The sequence below is a fragment of the Marinomonas sp. HM11-D genome (genome assembly GCF_057626615.1).
This window is the reverse complement of sequence record NZ_JBMMKT010000002.1, coordinates 102,038-116,541: the sequence shown is the minus strand read 5'-3', so window position 1 is coordinate 116,541 and position 14,504 is coordinate 102,038. Positions and strand designations below refer to the sequence as shown.

16 protein-coding genes are annotated in these 14,504 nt (G+C 46.5%); 3 read left to right on the top strand and 13 right to left on the bottom strand.

The window, feature by feature from the left end; translation table 11 throughout:
• Positions 1-344: 344 nt before the first annotated feature.
• The 7 genes from ACOSVP_RS02930 to thrS all read right to left on the bottom strand — a co-directional run bounded on the left by ACOSVP_RS02930 (position 345) and on the right by thrS (position 7,294).
• Positions 345-641 (bottom strand): integration host factor subunit alpha, encoded by a 297-nt coding sequence (locus ACOSVP_RS02930; protein WP_487346015.1) that lies wholly within the window; start codon positions 639-641, stop codon positions 345-347.
• Positions 642-645: 4 nt separating this feature from the next.
• Positions 646-3,030 carry a phenylalanine--tRNA ligase subunit beta gene (gene pheT / locus ACOSVP_RS02925; RefSeq protein WP_487346014.1) on the bottom strand — a complete coding sequence of 795 codons (2,385 nt, stop codon included), beginning with the start codon at positions 3,028-3,030 and terminating at the stop codon, positions 646-648.
• 15 nt (positions 3,031-3,045) lie between these two features.
• On the bottom strand, positions 3,046-4,041 hold the full coding sequence (pheS, locus tag ACOSVP_RS02920; RefSeq protein ID WP_487346013.1) for a phenylalanine--tRNA ligase subunit alpha: 996 nt from the start codon (positions 4,039-4,041) through the stop codon (positions 3,046-3,048).
• A 110-nt stretch (positions 4,042-4,151) separates the two neighbouring features.
• Positions 4,152-4,508, bottom strand: a complete 357-nt coding sequence (gene rplT, locus ACOSVP_RS02915) for a 50S ribosomal protein L20 (RefSeq protein ID WP_115898707.1) — start codon at positions 4,506-4,508, stop codon at positions 4,152-4,154.
• Positions 4,509-4,549: 41 nt separating this feature from the next.
• Positions 4,550-4,744 (bottom strand): 50S ribosomal protein L35, encoded by a 195-nt coding sequence (gene rpmI, locus ACOSVP_RS02910; RefSeq protein ID WP_487346012.1) that lies wholly within the window; start codon positions 4,742-4,744, stop codon positions 4,550-4,552.
• A 67-nt stretch (positions 4,745-4,811) separates the two neighbouring features.
• Entirely contained in the window at positions 4,812-5,348 is a 537-nt protein-coding gene (gene infC / locus ACOSVP_RS02905) for a translation initiation factor IF-3 (protein ID WP_487346011.1), read from the bottom strand.
• Between the two features lie 29 nt (positions 5,349-5,377).
• Positions 5,378-7,294 carry a threonine--tRNA ligase gene (thrS, locus tag ACOSVP_RS02900; protein WP_487346010.1) on the bottom strand — a complete coding sequence of 639 codons (1,917 nt, stop codon included), beginning with the start codon at positions 7,292-7,294 and terminating at the stop codon, positions 5,378-5,380.
• Between the two features lie 245 nt (positions 7,295-7,539).
• Here thrS and ACOSVP_RS02895 point away from each other — a divergent pair, with 245 nt between their 5' ends.
• Both ACOSVP_RS02895 and ACOSVP_RS02890 read left to right on the top strand, forming a co-directional pair.
• Entirely contained in the window at positions 7,540-8,166 is a 627-nt protein-coding gene (locus tag ACOSVP_RS02895) for an O-methyltransferase (RefSeq protein ID WP_487346009.1), read from the top strand.
• A gap of 96 nt (positions 8,167-8,262) precedes the next feature.
• Positions 8,263-9,021 (top strand): GIY-YIG nuclease family protein, encoded by a 759-nt coding sequence (locus tag ACOSVP_RS02890; protein ID WP_487346008.1) that lies wholly within the window; start codon positions 8,263-8,265, stop codon positions 9,019-9,021.
• Positions 9,022-9,098: 77 nt separating this feature from the next.
• On the opposite strand, the gene ACOSVP_RS02885 is transcribed toward ACOSVP_RS02890, so the two are convergent.
• The 4 genes from ACOSVP_RS02885 to ppiC form a co-directional block, all read right to left on the bottom strand.
• The gene (locus ACOSVP_RS02885; protein WP_487346007.1) at positions 9,099-10,448 is read right to left on the bottom strand and encodes a class II 3-deoxy-7-phosphoheptulonate synthase; all 1,350 of its coding nucleotides are present in this window, start codon (positions 10,446-10,448) and stop codon (positions 9,099-9,101) included.
• Positions 10,449-10,480: 32 nt separating this feature from the next.
• Positions 10,481-11,092 carry a helix-turn-helix domain-containing protein gene (locus ACOSVP_RS02880; RefSeq protein ID WP_487346304.1) on the bottom strand — a complete coding sequence of 204 codons (612 nt, stop codon included), beginning with the start codon at positions 11,090-11,092 and terminating at the stop codon, positions 10,481-10,483.
• 132 nt (positions 11,093-11,224) lie between these two features.
• Positions 11,225-11,650 (bottom strand): protein tyrosine phosphatase family protein, encoded by a 426-nt coding sequence (locus ACOSVP_RS02875; protein ID WP_487346006.1) that lies wholly within the window; start codon positions 11,648-11,650, stop codon positions 11,225-11,227.
• Positions 11,651-11,665: 15 nt separating this feature from the next.
• Positions 11,666-11,944, bottom strand: coding sequence for a peptidylprolyl isomerase PpiC (gene ppiC / locus ACOSVP_RS02870; protein ID WP_487346005.1), 279 nt, complete (start codon positions 11,942-11,944; stop codon positions 11,666-11,668).
• A 92-nt stretch (positions 11,945-12,036) separates the two neighbouring features.
• Here ppiC and ACOSVP_RS02865 point away from each other — a divergent pair, with 92 nt between their 5' ends.
• Complete coding sequence (locus ACOSVP_RS02865; protein WP_487346004.1) at positions 12,037-12,834, top strand: response regulator transcription factor; 798 nt, start codon at positions 12,037-12,039, stop codon at positions 12,832-12,834.
• Positions 12,835-12,880: 46 nt separating this feature from the next.
• Here ACOSVP_RS02865 and mutT read toward each other — a convergent pair whose 3' ends face one another.
• Together mutT and argJ are read right to left on the bottom strand one after the other, a co-directional pair.
• The gene (mutT, locus tag ACOSVP_RS02860) at positions 12,881-13,264 is read right to left on the bottom strand and encodes an 8-oxo-dGTP diphosphatase MutT (protein WP_487346003.1); all 384 of its coding nucleotides are present in this window, start codon (positions 13,262-13,264) and stop codon (positions 12,881-12,883) included.
• Entirely contained in the window at positions 13,264-14,484 is a 1,221-nt protein-coding gene (gene argJ / locus ACOSVP_RS02855; protein ID WP_487346002.1) for a bifunctional glutamate N-acetyltransferase/amino-acid acetyltransferase ArgJ, read from the bottom strand. The genes mutT and argJ overlap by 1 nt, the downstream gene beginning before the upstream one ends.
• Between the last annotated feature and the right edge of the window lie 20 nt (positions 14,485-14,504).

Genomic DNA, 14,504 nt, shown 5'->3' with positions numbered 1-14,504 from the left:
ATATTACTATAACAAATCGAAAAGGGAAGGCTTTTTTTTGATTTTTTTAGATTAAATCAAATTAAACACACCCTTCATATAAGTAGCTAACTACTTTATATATATACAAAAATTGATCAAGTCACGGTAATCCCAGAGTTCATAAGGCTTTCAGCAGCCCCCACCTTCTAATGATGTCACCAGAGGTCAGAATATCCACGTAGAAAATAATGCCCTATTGTGTACTCGCTCACAGGATAATTTCTCAGCCAGTTACTAACTTACAACCGCCAAGACAACGCCATAGACATAAAAAAACCGCCTGTAAAATACAGACGGTTTTTCAAGAGCTTTATAAAAAGCGCTTATTCTTCCATGTAACTCTCAACCTTAGACTTAAGCTTCTGCCCAGGTTTAAAAGTCACAACGGTTCGCGCCGTAATCGGGATCTCTTCCCCTGTTTTCGGGTTACGCCCAGGACGCTGGCTTTTTTCGCGCACTTCAAAGTTACCAAAACCTGATAACTTCACCTGCTCTCTTTCCACAAGTGTTTCTCTGACTGCATCAAAGAAGCTCTCAACAAGGTCCTTCGCATCTTTTTTGCTTAGGCCAAGAGAATCAACTAAGTTTTCCGCTATATCTGCTTTCGTCAAGGACGCCATATCATTACCCCCGAATAACTGCTCCGAGTTTCTCAGCAAGTGCACCAGTCACTGCTTCCACAGCGCTGTTTACTTCTTCATCACTAAGAGTGTGTGAAGGATGCTGCCACGTCAAGCCCAAAGCGACACTTTTTTTAGATTCATCAATACCTTGGCCTTGATAAACGTCGAAAACTGCGACTTTCTGGAAGGCTTCACCCGCATTCGCTGCGATGACTTTCTCAAGCTCTCGTACCGGTGTCGCACGATCCACTAGTAACGCCAAATCACGGCGCACTTCTGGGAACTTGGATACACGTTGGTATTCTGGAAGCTTGGCACCTAGCACAGTGTTCAAATCAATTTCGAACACGTAAACCGCTTGGTTCGTACCAAGTTGTTTCGCTAGTTGTGGGTGTAGCTCACCAATCACACCCACACGATCACCGTTTACTAACACGTAAGCTGAACGACCTGGGTGCAAGTAAGTTTCGTCCGCACGCTCGAATTCAGGCTGAGCACCTTGGTTCAAATAAAACAGTGCTTCAACGTGCGCTTTCAGGTCGTAGAAGTCCACTTTTTCATTGTTGTGGTACCAGCCTTCTGGGTAGCGAGAACCGGCTATCAGACCTGCTACTTGGTGCTTCTGATCAAGCTCATCCAGCTTGTTCACATCACCAATGAAGCGGCTACCCGTTTCGAAGATACGAACACGGGATTGCTGACGGTTTTGGTTGTGTAGGTACACCTTCACAAGACCTGGTAGCAAACTTGGACGCATCACACCCATATCACCAGAGATAGGGTTTTCTAGTGGTACTGGGTCAATCGCAGGGAAGAACTGCTTGCTCATCACAGGATCAATAAAGCTGTAAGTTACAGCTTCTTGGTAACCCTGAGAAACAAGCGTTGCACGTAGCGATTGAATAGGCGTTTTGCTTTCTGACGCCGGTGTAAAGTTCACCGCCGCGGTTGGCATAGAAGAAGGCAGGTTATCGTAACCGTAGATACGCGCTACTTCTTCGATCAAGTCCGCTTCGATCTCGATGTCAAAACGGTGTGACGGCGCAACCGTTACCCATTTTTCATCGGTCACTTCAACCATTTCTAGACCAAGACGAGACAAGATATCCGTTACTAGATCTTTGTCTAGCGAGGTCGCTAGGTATTGATCAAGCTTCTGACGACGCAGTGTCACCTGGTTCGCTTGTGGTAGATTGGCTTCGGTTACGGCTTCGTTTACTGGACCTGCTTGACCACCCGCAATCTCAAGGATCAGTTGCGTCGCACGCTCCATTGCCTTAGCAGCAAGCGTCGCGTCTACACCACGTTCAAAACGGTGTGAAGAATCCGTGTGCAAGCCGTATGAACGCGCTTTACCAGCAAGTGCCAATGGCGCAAAGAAAGCACTTTCTAAAAAGATGGTTTGCGTTTGGTCGTTCACACCTGAGTGCTCACCGCCCATCACACCAGCAATCGCTAGCGCTTTTTGCTCGTCCGCAATCACCATAGTATCAGAGCGCAATGCTACTTCTTGGCCGTCTAGTAGAAGGATTTTCTCGCCCTCTTCCGCCAAGCGCACAACGATTGAACCAGATAGATTGTTTAGGTCAAATGCGTGCATTGGTTGACCCAACTCGATCATCACGTAGTTGGTGATATCAACGATTGGATCAATTGAACGGATACCGCTACGACGTAGCTTTTCTACCATCCAAAGTGGTGATTCCGCTTTCACGTTAACACCCTTGATCACACGACCAAGGTAACGTGGACAGCCTTCTGTCGCGTCAACACGAATTGGGAAACGATCGTCGATGCTGACCGCTTGTGCTTCAATGGCAACAGGCGTCACATCCACCTTGTTGATCACACCTACTTCACGAGCAAGACCTGCAATACTTAAACAGTCAGCACGGTTGGGCGTTAGATCAACGTCGATAATGCTGTCATTTAAGTTTAGGTACTCACGGATATCTGCACCCACTGGCGCATCTGCCGCAAGCTCAAGAATACCGTCATTTTCATCGCTGATTTCTAGCTCAGACGCTGAGCACAACATACCAAACGACTCTACTTGACGTAGTTTCGCTTTTTTAATTTTGAAATCACCGCCAAGCACAGCGCCGATTTTTGCAAATGGAATCTTGATGCCAGGACGTGCGTTAGGCGCACCACAAACCACTTGAAACTGCTCAGCACCATCAGATACGGTACACACTTGCAGCTTGTCAGCATTTGGGTGCGGCTCTGCCGCTAGGATTTCACCGACCACTACGCCAGTAAATACGCCCGCAGCTGTTTCCACGTCGTCCACTTCTAGACCGGCCAATGTCACTTGAGCCACTAGCTCGTCTGTAGTGACTGCTGGATTGACCCACTCTCTTAGCCAATTTTCACTGAATTTCATAGTTAGCCTTGGTCCTTACTTGAATTGCGTTAGGAAACGAAGATCGTTTTCGAAGAACATACGTAGGTCGTCTACTTTGTAACGCAACATCGCGAAACGCTCGACACCCATACCAAAGGCAAAACCAGTGTATTTCTCTGGATCAATACCAGACATTTCCAACACTTTCGGGTGCACCATGCCACAACCCAATACTTCCAACCAAGACTCTTCGCCTTTGCTGTTAGTACGCATGATATCCACTTCAATGGATGGCTCAGTGAATGGGAAGTAACTTGGACGGAAACGCACTTTAAGGTCATCCTCAAAGAATACGTTTAGGAACTGTTGCAAAATACCCTTCAGATCCGCGAAAGAAATATTTTCGTCGATCAACAAACCTTCCACTTGGTGGAACATAGGTGTGTGGGTTTGGTCTGAGTCACTACGGTACACGCGACCAGGACAGATAATACGAATTGGCGGCTGATTGTTTTCCATCGTACGAACTTGCACTGGCGATGTGTGCGTACGTAGAACCGTATTCGGATTAAAGTAGAAAGTGTCTTGCATAGCACGCGCTGGGTGGTGCGCAGGAATGTTAAGCGCCTCGAAGTTATGGTAATCGTCTTCGATTTCAGGACCCGATGCTACGTCAAAACCAATACCACGGAAGAAGTTTTCAATTCGTTCCATAGTACGAGTAACAGGATGCAAACCACCGATTTCTTGGCCTTTACCAGACAAAGTGATATCGATCGTTTCGTTAGCAAGTTTTGCGTTCAATGCCGCCGCTGCCAAAGCAGTCTTACGCTCAGTCATTTTCTCTTGAACTTGTTCTTTTGCTTCGTTTACCAATTGACCGAATTTAGGGCGGTCTTCTGGCGCAACATTACCGAGTTGCTTTAGAAGCGACGTTAGAGCGCCTTTCTTACCAAGGTACTGAACGCGCACCTCATCAAGACCGGCCTCGTTTTCAGATGCAGCTACCGCAGCCAAGGCGTCAGCAAGAATCTGGTTTAGGTTCTCCATTTCATACTCCAAAAAATAAAATAGGGGAAGAGCGTTGGCTCTTCCCCTATCAAAGACTGCTTGAGTGACTACACATCAAATGTATTTTCACTCTAGGCACTACGTCTCAATTAAGCCAAGCTTGCTTTCGCTTTTTCAACGATCGCAGCAAAAACTTCTTTCTCGTAAACTGCCAAGTCAGCCAATACTTTACGGTCGATTTCAATCGCAGCTTTCTTAAGGCCAGCGATGAAGCGGCTGTAAGATAGACCGTTGATACGAGCCGCAGCGTTGATACGAGCAATCCATAGAGCACGGAATTGACGTTTACGTTGACGACGGTCACGGTAAGCGTATTGACCAGCTTTGATAACCGCTTGTTTCGCTACACGAAATACACGGCTACGAGCACCGTAGTAACCTTTAGCTTGCTTTAAAATCTTTTTGTGACGGCGACGAGCCTGAACACCACGTTTTACGCGAGGCATAATATAAACCCTTTAACTAGTTGTTGACTGAAAAATATCGATTAAACGTAAGGAAGCATGCGAACGATCAATGGCTTGTCGCAAGATTTAACTTGCTGCATTGAACGTAGTTGACGCTTACGCTTAGTAGACTTTTTAGTCAGGATGTGACTAGTGAAAGACTGCTTATGCTTAAAACCGTTAGCGGTACGTTTGAAGCGCTTAAGAGCACTACTATTAGATTTAATTTTTGGCATGGTAAAACCACTCTCGCATTCGTTAATGTTAAATGTAATAACAAGTTCTAATAATTAGACGCTTTTATTACTTCTTCTTTTTAGGGGCCAGCACCATAGTCAATTGGCGACCTTCCATTTTCGCAGCTTGTTCTACTACACCGTATTCCTCTAAGTCTTGAGCGACTCGATTCATAAGTTGCATGCCAAGCTCCTGATGGGCCATTTCACGGCCGCGGTAACGTAAAGAAACCTTAGCCTTATCCCCTCCTTCAAGGAAACGTATCAGGTTGCGGAGTTTTACCTGATAATCCCCTTCCTCCGTCCCTGGACGGAATTTCATTTCTTTTACTTGGATTTGCTTCGCATTCTTCTTCTGAGCAGCTTTAGCTTTCTTCTGCTCAAAGATATGCTTACCGTAGTCCATGATTTTGCAAACAATCGGATCTGAATCAGCAATCTGCACTAGGTCTAGGCTAGCTTCTTCAGCTGCTGCTAGTGCTTCTTCAATCGAAACAACACCAATTTGATCACCCTCAGCACCGATTAGGCGCACTTCGGTAGCTCGAATGTTTTCGTTGATTAGAGGACGCTGCTTACCAGCAGTTGTACGTCCACGATTCATATTACCTTTTATAGCTCTATCTCCATTTGTTATTTACGACTACGGCGTGAGATTTCATTTTGAAGCAATTCCTCAAATTCTGGAATACTCATCACACCAAGATCATCGCCGGTACGAGTACGTACAGCAACTTGCTGGTTTTCAACTTCTTTATCACCGACAACGATCAAATATGGCACTCGTTGCAGAGTATGCTCGCGGATTTTAAACCCGATCTTCTCGTTTCTCAAGTCAAGTTTTGCACGGAAGCCCTTAGAATTTAGAGATTTCTCTAAATTCGCACAGTATTCTGCTTGGCGATCGGTAATATTCATCACTACCACCTGCTCTGGCGCTAACCAAACAGGGAACGCACCTTCCGTTTCTTCGATCAAAATACCTAAGAAGCGCTCTAGGGAACCAACGATCGCACGGTGCAACATAACAGGTGTTTGACGTGAACCGTCTTCTGATACGTATTGCGCACCCAAACGTGTTGGCATAGAGAAGTCAACTTGAATAGTACCACACTGCCATACACGGCCAATGGCATCTTTCAAAGAAAACTCTACTTTAGGACCGTAGAAAGCACCTTCACCTGGAAGTTCTTCCCAATCCAACTTAGCATTGTCTAATGCATCAGACAGCGCTTTCTCAGCTTTATCCCAGACTTCATCAGCCCCTACACGTTGCTCTGGACGAGTCGATAGACGGTAGATGATCTGATCGAAACCAAAATCCGCATACACTTCGTGTAACAAGTCGATGAATGCCGACACTTCTGACTGAATCTGATCTTCCGTCACAAAAATGTGACCATCGTCCTGCACGAAATTACGCACACGCATGATACCGTGCAATGCACCAGAAGGCTCATTACGGTGACAAGAACCGAACTCAGCCATACGGAATGGCAGGTCACGGTAACTCTTAAGTCCTTGGTTGTACACTTGAATGTGACAAGGACAGTTCATTGGTTTCACAGCGTAGTCGCGGTTTTCTGAATGAGTAGTAAACATGTTTTCATGATACTTACCCCAGTGACCAGATTTCTCCCACAATACACGGTCAACGATCTGAGGTGTTTTCACCTCTTGGTAACCGTTTTCAAGTTGTTTCTGGCGCATGTACTGCTCAACTGTTTGGTACAGTTTCCAGCCTTTAGGATGCCAGAACACCATGCCTGGTGCTTCTTCTTGAACGTGGAACAAATCCAGCTTTTTGCCTAATTTACGGTGATCGCGCTTTTCAGCTTCTTCGATACGTGTTAGGTAAGCTTTTAGATCTTTCTTATCAGACCAAGCAGTACCGTAAATACGTTGTAGCTGTTCGTTACTAGAATCACCGCGCCAGTATGCACCGGCCAATTTCATCAATTTAAAGTGACGCATCACACGTGTGTTAGGAACGTGTGGACCACGACACATATCCATGTATTCTTCATGGTGGTACAAGCCGACTTCTGTCACAGACTCGTCCATGTCGTCGATCAACTGAACTTTGTAGTCTTCACCGCGCTCTACAAACTGAGCACGCGCTTGATCGACTGGCGTCATCTTTTTGATAACGTCGTAATCTTTTTTAATCAGCTCACCGATACGTGTTTCGATCGCTGCCATATCTTCTGGAGTAAATGGGCGTTCGTAAGCGATATCGTAGTAAAAGCCTTCATTAATCACTGGACCAATTGCCATTTTGGCAGTTGGGAACAGTTGTTTTACAGCGTGACCTACCAGGTGGGCAAATGAGTGGCGAATGATTTCAAGGCCTTCTTCATCACGTCCCGTTACCAAGCTCACATCAGAGTCTTCGGTGATTAGTTCACAGGCATCAACCAATTTTCCGTTGATTTTACCTGCAACGGTAGCTTTCGCTAGACCAGGACCAATGTCCTCGGCCACTTGCATTAGAGTAACGGGCTCAGCAAAAGAACGCTGGCTTCCATCTGGTAAAGTAATAACTGGCATTTGTTTCCCCTATCGGAGTCAGTGGTGCTCCATACGTAAGAGCACATGTAAATTTAAGCGCTATAACCTAACACTTCTTAGAGCATTTTGCGACCTTAGATGCAGATATTCACAGTTGCAACATAACACGCACCACACGACACAAAAATCAACCTTTTTTTGTGCTTTTCAGCCATAGACATTCCCCTGCAAGCAGGTAAAATGGCGCTCGTTTCACAACAACCCCTCCAAGATATTTAGGCCTTATGGATCACGAAGCAATTGACAACTACTGCGTTGAGACCACTCAAGCAGAGCCAGACCTTTTGTTGGAATTAGTCGAAAAGACTTACACCGACATGGGCTACCCGAACAAACTATCGGGTCGCACGATTGGTCGCACACTGAAGTTGTTAGCGAAAATCCACCAACCTAAAAACGCTTTAGAGATCGGTATGTTTACAGGTTATTCTGCACTATCTATTGCAGAAGGCATGCCTGAAGACGGCAAATTGATTTGCTGTGAAACCAACCCTCGTGCAATTGAGTTTGCGCAACAATTTTTTGATCGTAGCCCGTTCGGGAACAAGATCACCCCCATTTTCGGTCCTGCTTTGGATACCATCCAAACAATCGAAGGACCGCTTGATTTTGTCTTTATCGATGCCGATAAACGCAACTATCTCAACTATTATGAAGCGGTAGTACCCCTGGTTCGCAGTGGGGGCCTAATCATAATCGACAACTCTATCTGGCAAGGACGAGTACTCTCTCCCGTAGAGAACAGCGATATAGCAGTGGATGCAATGAACCAGCGTATCGCTCAAGATCCGAGAGTGGAGAACGTTCACCTCCACGTACGAGACGGATTAAATCTCGTTTTCAAACTTTAAAACTCATTAATTTTTGCAAGCGCCAGACATCGCCTCCCTATAGGCGAGGTTGGCTATGCTTTGCATCTGACTGTAAGAATTCAAGAGGCAGGGATTTTGGTTGTTTTTAAAATCATAAATAACGTCACTGGAAAGCACTACGTCGGCACTTCTTTTAACAGTGGTTTTCAGCGCTTTGAACAGTATGTCGAAGCCGCAAACGAAGACTTAGATTACCCACTGTACGAAGAAATTCGCACGCACGGCGTTGACGCATTCACAGTAGAAGAGCTATTCGAAACAAGCGACAAAGAAGAGCTTTACGAACTAGAGCAAGACTACATTGCGATCTACAATGCAGACAGTCTACGTGGCTACAAAATTGGTCAAACAACAGCAAAAGTAAAATCTTTTGATTTTGGCAAGAAGGCCATGTTTGACACTAACGGCAACTCAACAGCAGAACCCGTTAAAAAGCCATCCGCTCGAAAAGCTGCAGCGACCGCTAAGAAAGCCGCTGAAATGCCAAAAGTAGCCCTACCTAAAGATGCACCGAAACCAACGGCGGCCTCTTTCTTTGGTGAGCTAATTGGTGAAGATCGTCTAAATACACCTGCAACAGGTGAAATCGAAGATCCAACTAAGCCATCAACGGTAAAGCGCACGGCAGCACCAGCAGCAAAGCAAGCAACGACTCGCAGCTCAAGCAACATCCAAAAAATGCTACGCGAAGCTGAGAAGCAAGCAAAAGCTGAGCGTTCAGAAGAACTGCGCAAACAGCAAGCTGAACAAGCGGATGAGATGGCAATGATCATGGCTAAATTAGACATGACAGCAAAATCAGCAACCTCTGCCTTCCGTCGCCGTAAAGGCTAAGGCAAGTTAGCAACCAATACGAAAAAGCCCCTTGGCGATGTGCTCGCCAAGGGGCTTTTTTTATACAAACCTAAAGCTTAAGCACGTGCTTTCTTTAAAGTCTCAGCAATCATAAACGCCAACTCTAACGACTGATCCGCATTCAAACGTGGGTCACAATGAGTATGGTAACGATCAGCAAGATCTGCTTCCGTCACTTGGAACGCACCACCGACACATTCGGTTACGTTTTGACCTGTCATCTCAAAATGCACGCCACCCGGGTAAGTCCCTTCGGCTTTATGCACTTCAAAGAACTGCTGCACTTCACGTAGCACATCGTCCACTTTACGCGTTTTGTAACCCGTACTGGCTTTAACGGTATTACCGTGCATTGGATCACTACTCCAAACCACTTTTTTACCTTCGCGCTCAATTGCACGAATCAGGTTTGGCATTCCATCAGCTACTTTGTCAGCCCCCATACGCACAATGACATTCAAGCGCCCCTCTTCGTTATTCGGGTTCAAGATATCACACAGGCGCAACAGATCTTCAGGATCCATCGACGGACCCGCCTTCACGCCGATCGGGTTATGGACGCCACGCAAGAACTCAACGTGAGCACCATCGATTTGACGAGTACGATCACCGATCCACAACATATGAGCAGAACAGTCGTACCATTTACCCGTCAAACTATCCTGACGCGTCAAGGCTTGTTCATATGGTAGCAATAAGGCTTCGTGGGAAGTGTAAAAAGAAGTTTCACGGAACTGCGAAGTCCCTGCCCCTAGGCCACAAGCTTCCATAAACTGTAGCGCATCATCGATCTTATCCGCGATCGTTTGGTAACGTGCTCCTGCAGGGCTAGCACTAATGAAGTCCAAGTTCCATTGGTGCACTTGATGCAAATCGGCAAAGCCACCTTGCGAGAAAGCGCGCAACAAGTTCATGGTCGCTGCACTTTGATTGTACACCTTCACCAATCGCTCAGGATCCGGCACACGAGCGCCTTCATTAAACTCAATACCGTTAATAATATCGCCACGGTAGCTTGGCAATTCAATACCATCAATCGTTTCAGTACCAGCGGAACGAGGCTTAGCAAACTGCCCTGCCATACGACCAACCTTTACTACTGGGCACTTGCCCGCGTAGGTCATCACGACCGCCATTTGCAACAACACTTTAAAGGTGTCACGGATGTTATTTGCCGAAAACTCAGCAAAGCTTTCAGCACAATCACCGCCCTGTAGCAAAAACGCATTCCCTTTTGCCACTTGCGCTAGGTCAGCGCGCAATTGACGCGCCTCACCCGCAAACACCAATGGCGGCATGCTAGACAATGTTTGTTCTACACCAGCCAGTGCTTGTGCATCTGGGTATTCTGGTTGCTGTAAAGCCGTTTTTTGACGCCAGCTCTCTACGTCCCATGAGTTAGGCATAACACCCCTATAAAATTTGTTCTTAATCCAGATTAGCGGGCAACTACCCACAAAATTTGTGCGTCTTCCGGAGAGTTCGACACCACGATATGACCCATCGCCGCATCGTAATAGACACTATCACCCTCATTCAGCTCTACCGGTTCGTAGAACTCTGAATAAAATATCACGCTCCCTGATAAAACCAAGAGAAATTCTTCCCCATCGTGGCGTACCCACTCTTTAAATTCGGAAAAGCTGCGCGCCCGAACAATGGTCTTAAAAGGCACCATTTTTTTACGGCTAATCGAGTAATTGAGCAACTCATGCTCATAGGTTGCCGTAGGATGAGATTCGCCATGACCAGAGCGAGTAATATCGCGACGCCCAGCAATCGAATGCTCTTGTGTCTCGACGAATAATTGCGGCAGATCCATACCGAGACCACCAATCAGTTTCTGCACAATGGCAAAACTTGGCGACACTTGATCGTTTTCTATTTTGGACAAGGTAGAGCGAGCAATACCGGTACGCTTGCTTACTTCCTCTAAGGTCCAGCCTTTTGTCAGGCGAATTTCTTTTACACGCTTACCCAGCTCTAAGGGCTCGACGAAATGATCGGGGTCTGAAGCGGTAGCAGTTTCTAACGAGGGTCGACTTACCATCTGCATTTTTCTCCTTTACGCTCCACAAGTTTACTAAAATAAACTCGGTTGACCTATATGATAATCGACTAACTTGTTACTAATTGCCACAAAAAAGCCCGCAACAGCGGGCTTTTTAAAGAGAAAAAGAACTTAAGCTTTTTTCAAGCGCTCCATGGCAGGCAAACAACGCCCTAAATCGAAGCCTTTTTTCATCACTTCAGCCACCAAGGCAATAAACGACATCTCGTCTTTTTGGTTCGCCAACACCCACAATACAGAAGAGCGCGTACCGGTACGGCAATAAGCAAACACTTTTTCATCCGCTGCAATCAGCTCAGCTTGAGCTGCAACTTCCTTGTGCGACAATTTCTGCAGATCCACTGGATTGTATAGGTAAGCTAGACCTGCCTGCTCTGCCGCCGCTTGAATCTCGGCACTGCTTGGTTGATCTTCCGCTTCGCCATCTGGACGATTGTTAACGATCACCGTAAAGCCTTGCTCTTTTAAGGCCTCAATATCCGCGATTTCGATTTGAGGCGAGACAAAGTAGTGAGACGACAATTCAGTAATGTTCATACTGCGACTTCCTTATTAAGAACGGTAAAGCACTTTGATGAGATGGAAACCAAATTGGGTTTTAATGGGACCTTGAATCTTCAATAAAGGGCCGGTAAAAACCGCCTTATCAAAGGGCGCCACCATATCGCCTTTACGAAATTCCCCTAAGTCACCACCCTTTTTACCCGAAGGGCATGTTGAAAACTTCTTAGCTAGCTGATGAAAGTCCGCACCATTATCCAGCTTCGACTTTAACTGTTCTGCTTCTTGCTTGGTTTTCACCAAGATATGGCAGGCACTCGCTGTCGCCATTTAAAACCTCTTTTATTGACCTATTGTAAATACACACAGAAGAAGCTGTGTTACATTCGGATAGTATAACTTGTTTAGCAACAGAGGGTAGTATGGAACTAATGCCATCTTCGGAAGAGCTGTCGATTCTGCTAGTAGAACCGTCTTCCACGCAACAGAAGATCATTCAAAGAGCACTTGAAGAAACCGGGATACGCCACCTGGCGTTCGCCGACTCGATCAAATCCGCCATTTATGCCATCAAAGAAAATGAGCCCGATCTGGTGATTTCTTCCATGTACTTGCCTGATGGCACCGCAGAAACACTCATCACCCTCATCAAAAAACACCCAGAAACTGAGCATATCAACTTTATGCTGGTGTCCAGTGAGCGCAATCGTGAAATGCTGGAAACACTGCGCCAAGCAGGGGTAATTGCCATCCTACCAAAACCCTTTGCTCACAAAGATTTGCAGCGCGCTATTAACGCCACGCTCGATCTAAGCATGGAACAAGAAATCGATTTAGAATTGATTGACCCACATGAAATGCAGGTACTGATCGTCGACGATAGCCGTTTAGCGCAAAAGCATATTCGACGTGTACTGGAAAGTATGGGCATTGTTAATATCGACTTGGCCGCCAATGGCGCCGATGCCATCACCTTGATGAACGATGAAAACTACGACCTAGTCATCACAGATTACAACATGCCGGAAATGGATGGCATTGAGTTCTCTCATACGATTCGCATGACGGAGCATCTGTCTCATATCCCTATCCTGATGGTCGCCTCCAACGCGGACCAGCCACAGCTCGCCAACATCACCCAAGAGGGCGTGGATGCCATTTGCGATAAGGTGTTTGAACCAGAAACACTCAGAACACTACTACATAAAATCCTAGATTAAAAAAAAACGGCCATCAGGCCGTTTTTTTCGAACGCTATAAGCAACATTAAGCAGCCATCAGCGCCGCTACAATCGGTACATTGGCCTCTGGGAAAGTAAACTCACCTAACTGCTGCACTGGCACCCAAGCCACCTCTTGACCTTCTTTACCATGAGGTTCACCCTCAAAGTCAGTCACCTTAAAGAAGTGAAGTTCGACTGACTTATCCGAATAGTCATGGCGAATCAGCTGAAATGGCGCAGATTGCTTAACTTGAATACCACATTCTTCAGCCAGCTCACGAGCAAGGGCTGCACTTGGTGCTTCTCCTTGCTCGACCTTACCACCAGGAAACTCCCAGCAGCCGCCTTGATGCTTATCTTGCGAGCGCAGCGCAATGAACACTTGCTCATCACGCATAATAATGCCCGCCGCAACACTAATAACCATCAGGTACGGTACTCAGCGTTGATCGTAACGTATTCGTGAGAGAAGTCCGTTGTCCAGACGATATCCGACGCATCACCCGCACCAAGATCCACAACAATGTGGATTTCAGCAGGCTTCATCGCCGCTTGACCAGCTTCTTCGTTGTACTCCGGCGAACGACCACCCTCGCGAGCGATTTCACAGCCGTTGATCGACAAAGACACGGTATCAACATTTAGATTCTCAACACCGGCACGACCGACTACCGCCAAAATACGACCCCAGTTTGGATCTGATGCAAACAGCGCTGTTTTCACCAATGGTGAATGAGCGATTTCAAATGCTGTCTTAGTCGCATCTGATTGCACTTTCGCGCCTTTCACTTCAACAGTAACGAATTTCGTTGCACCCTCACCATCACGTACGATGGCGTGAGCTAACTCTTGCATCACTTCAAGGAAAGCTGCCGCGAATGCCGCACCATCACCTTGAGTCAAATCTGTGATCATAGGGTTTGCTGCCTGAGCGGTTGCCACTGCGATACAAGAATCGTTGGTTGAGGTATCACTGTCGATGGTAATACGGTTAAAGCTTTGATCAGTCGTTTGCTTCAACAAAGACTGCAGTGCAGCTTGATCAACCGCCGCATCGGTAAAGATGTAGCCCAGCATGGTCGCCATGTTTGGACGAATCATACCAGCACCTTTTGAAATACCGCCGATCGTCACCGTGACGCCTGACAACTCAACTTGACGGTAAGCACCTTTCGGTAGAGTGTCTGTGGTCATGATGCCACGACCCACATTTTCCCAACCTTCAGACGTCAAAGACGCCAATGCATCCGGCAGCACTTTAGTGATTTTTGCTACAGGTAGTGGCTCACCGATGACACCCGTAGAGAACGGCAAGATCTGCTCAAGTGCTACGCCAGTAAGATTCGCCAATGTTTCACAGGTAAGCAGAGCATTCTGCAGACCCGATTTACCTGTACCAGCGTTTGCATTACCGGTATTGATCACAAGATAGCGCGGCTTAGCTTTAGCAAGATGCTCTCGACAAACTCGAACAGGCGCTGCGCAAAACTGGTTTTGCGTGAAGACACCTGCCACTGCAGAACCTTCTGCCAACTCAAAGACAACCACGTCTTTTTTGTTTGCTTTTTTAACACCTGCTTCCATCGCGGCGAAACGTACGCCAGAAATTGAAGGAATTACAGGAAAAGAACCTAATCCAACTGCCATATTGGCCTCTCGCTTTAAAC

What these genes read in the sequence shown, in the direction of transcription:
- ACOSVP_RS02875 (WP_487346006.1), bottom strand. Translation starts at nt 11,650, where the DNA reads ATGAACATTACTGAATTGTCGTCTCACTACTTTGTCTCGCCTCAAATC.
- pheT (WP_487346014.1), bottom strand. Translation starts at nt 3,030, where the DNA reads ATGAAATTCAGTGAAAATTGGCTAAGAGAGTGGGTCAATCCAGCAGTC.
- ACOSVP_RS02895 (WP_487346009.1), top strand. Translation starts at nt 7,540, where the DNA reads ATGGATCACGAAGCAATTGACAACTACTGCGTTGAGACCACTCAAGCA.
- pheS (WP_487346013.1), bottom strand. Translation starts at nt 4,041, where the DNA reads ATGGAGAACCTAAACCAGATTCTTGCTGACGCCTTGGCTGCGGTAGCT.
- ACOSVP_RS02885 (WP_487346007.1), bottom strand. Translation starts at nt 10,448, where the DNA reads ATGCCTAACTCATGGGACGTAGAGAGCTGGCGTCAAAAAACGGCTTTA.
- thrS (WP_487346010.1), bottom strand. Translation starts at nt 7,294, where the DNA reads ATGCCAGTTATTACTTTACCAGATGGAAGCCAGCGTTCTTTTGCTGAG.
- argJ (WP_487346002.1), bottom strand. Translation starts at nt 14,484, where the DNA reads ATGGCAGTTGGATTAGGTTCTTTTCCTGTAATTCCTTCAATTTCTGGC.
- rpmI (WP_487346012.1), bottom strand. Translation starts at nt 4,744, where the DNA reads ATGCCAAAAATTAAATCTAATAGTAGTGCTCTTAAGCGCTTCAAACGT.
- ppiC (WP_487346005.1), bottom strand. Translation starts at nt 11,944, where the DNA reads ATGGCGACAGCGAGTGCCTGCCATATCTTGGTGAAAACCAAGCAAGAA.
- ACOSVP_RS02880 (WP_487346304.1), bottom strand. Translation starts at nt 11,092, where the DNA reads ATGGTAAGTCGACCCTCGTTAGAAACTGCTACCGCTTCAGACCCCGAT.
- mutT (WP_487346003.1), bottom strand. Translation starts at nt 13,264, where the DNA reads ATGGTTATTAGTGTTGCGGCGGGCATTATTATGCGTGATGAGCAAGTG.
- infC (WP_487346011.1), bottom strand. Translation starts at nt 5,348, where the DNA reads ATGAATCGTGGACGTACAACTGCTGGTAAGCAGCGTCCTCTAATCAAC.
- ACOSVP_RS02865 (WP_487346004.1), top strand. Translation starts at nt 12,037, where the DNA reads ATGGAACTAATGCCATCTTCGGAAGAGCTGTCGATTCTGCTAGTAGAA.
- ACOSVP_RS02930 (WP_487346015.1), bottom strand. Translation starts at nt 641, where the DNA reads ATGGCGTCCTTGACGAAAGCAGATATAGCGGAAAACTTAGTTGATTCT.
- rplT (WP_115898707.1), bottom strand. Translation starts at nt 4,508, where the DNA reads ATGCCTCGCGTAAAACGTGGTGTTCAGGCTCGTCGCCGTCACAAAAAG.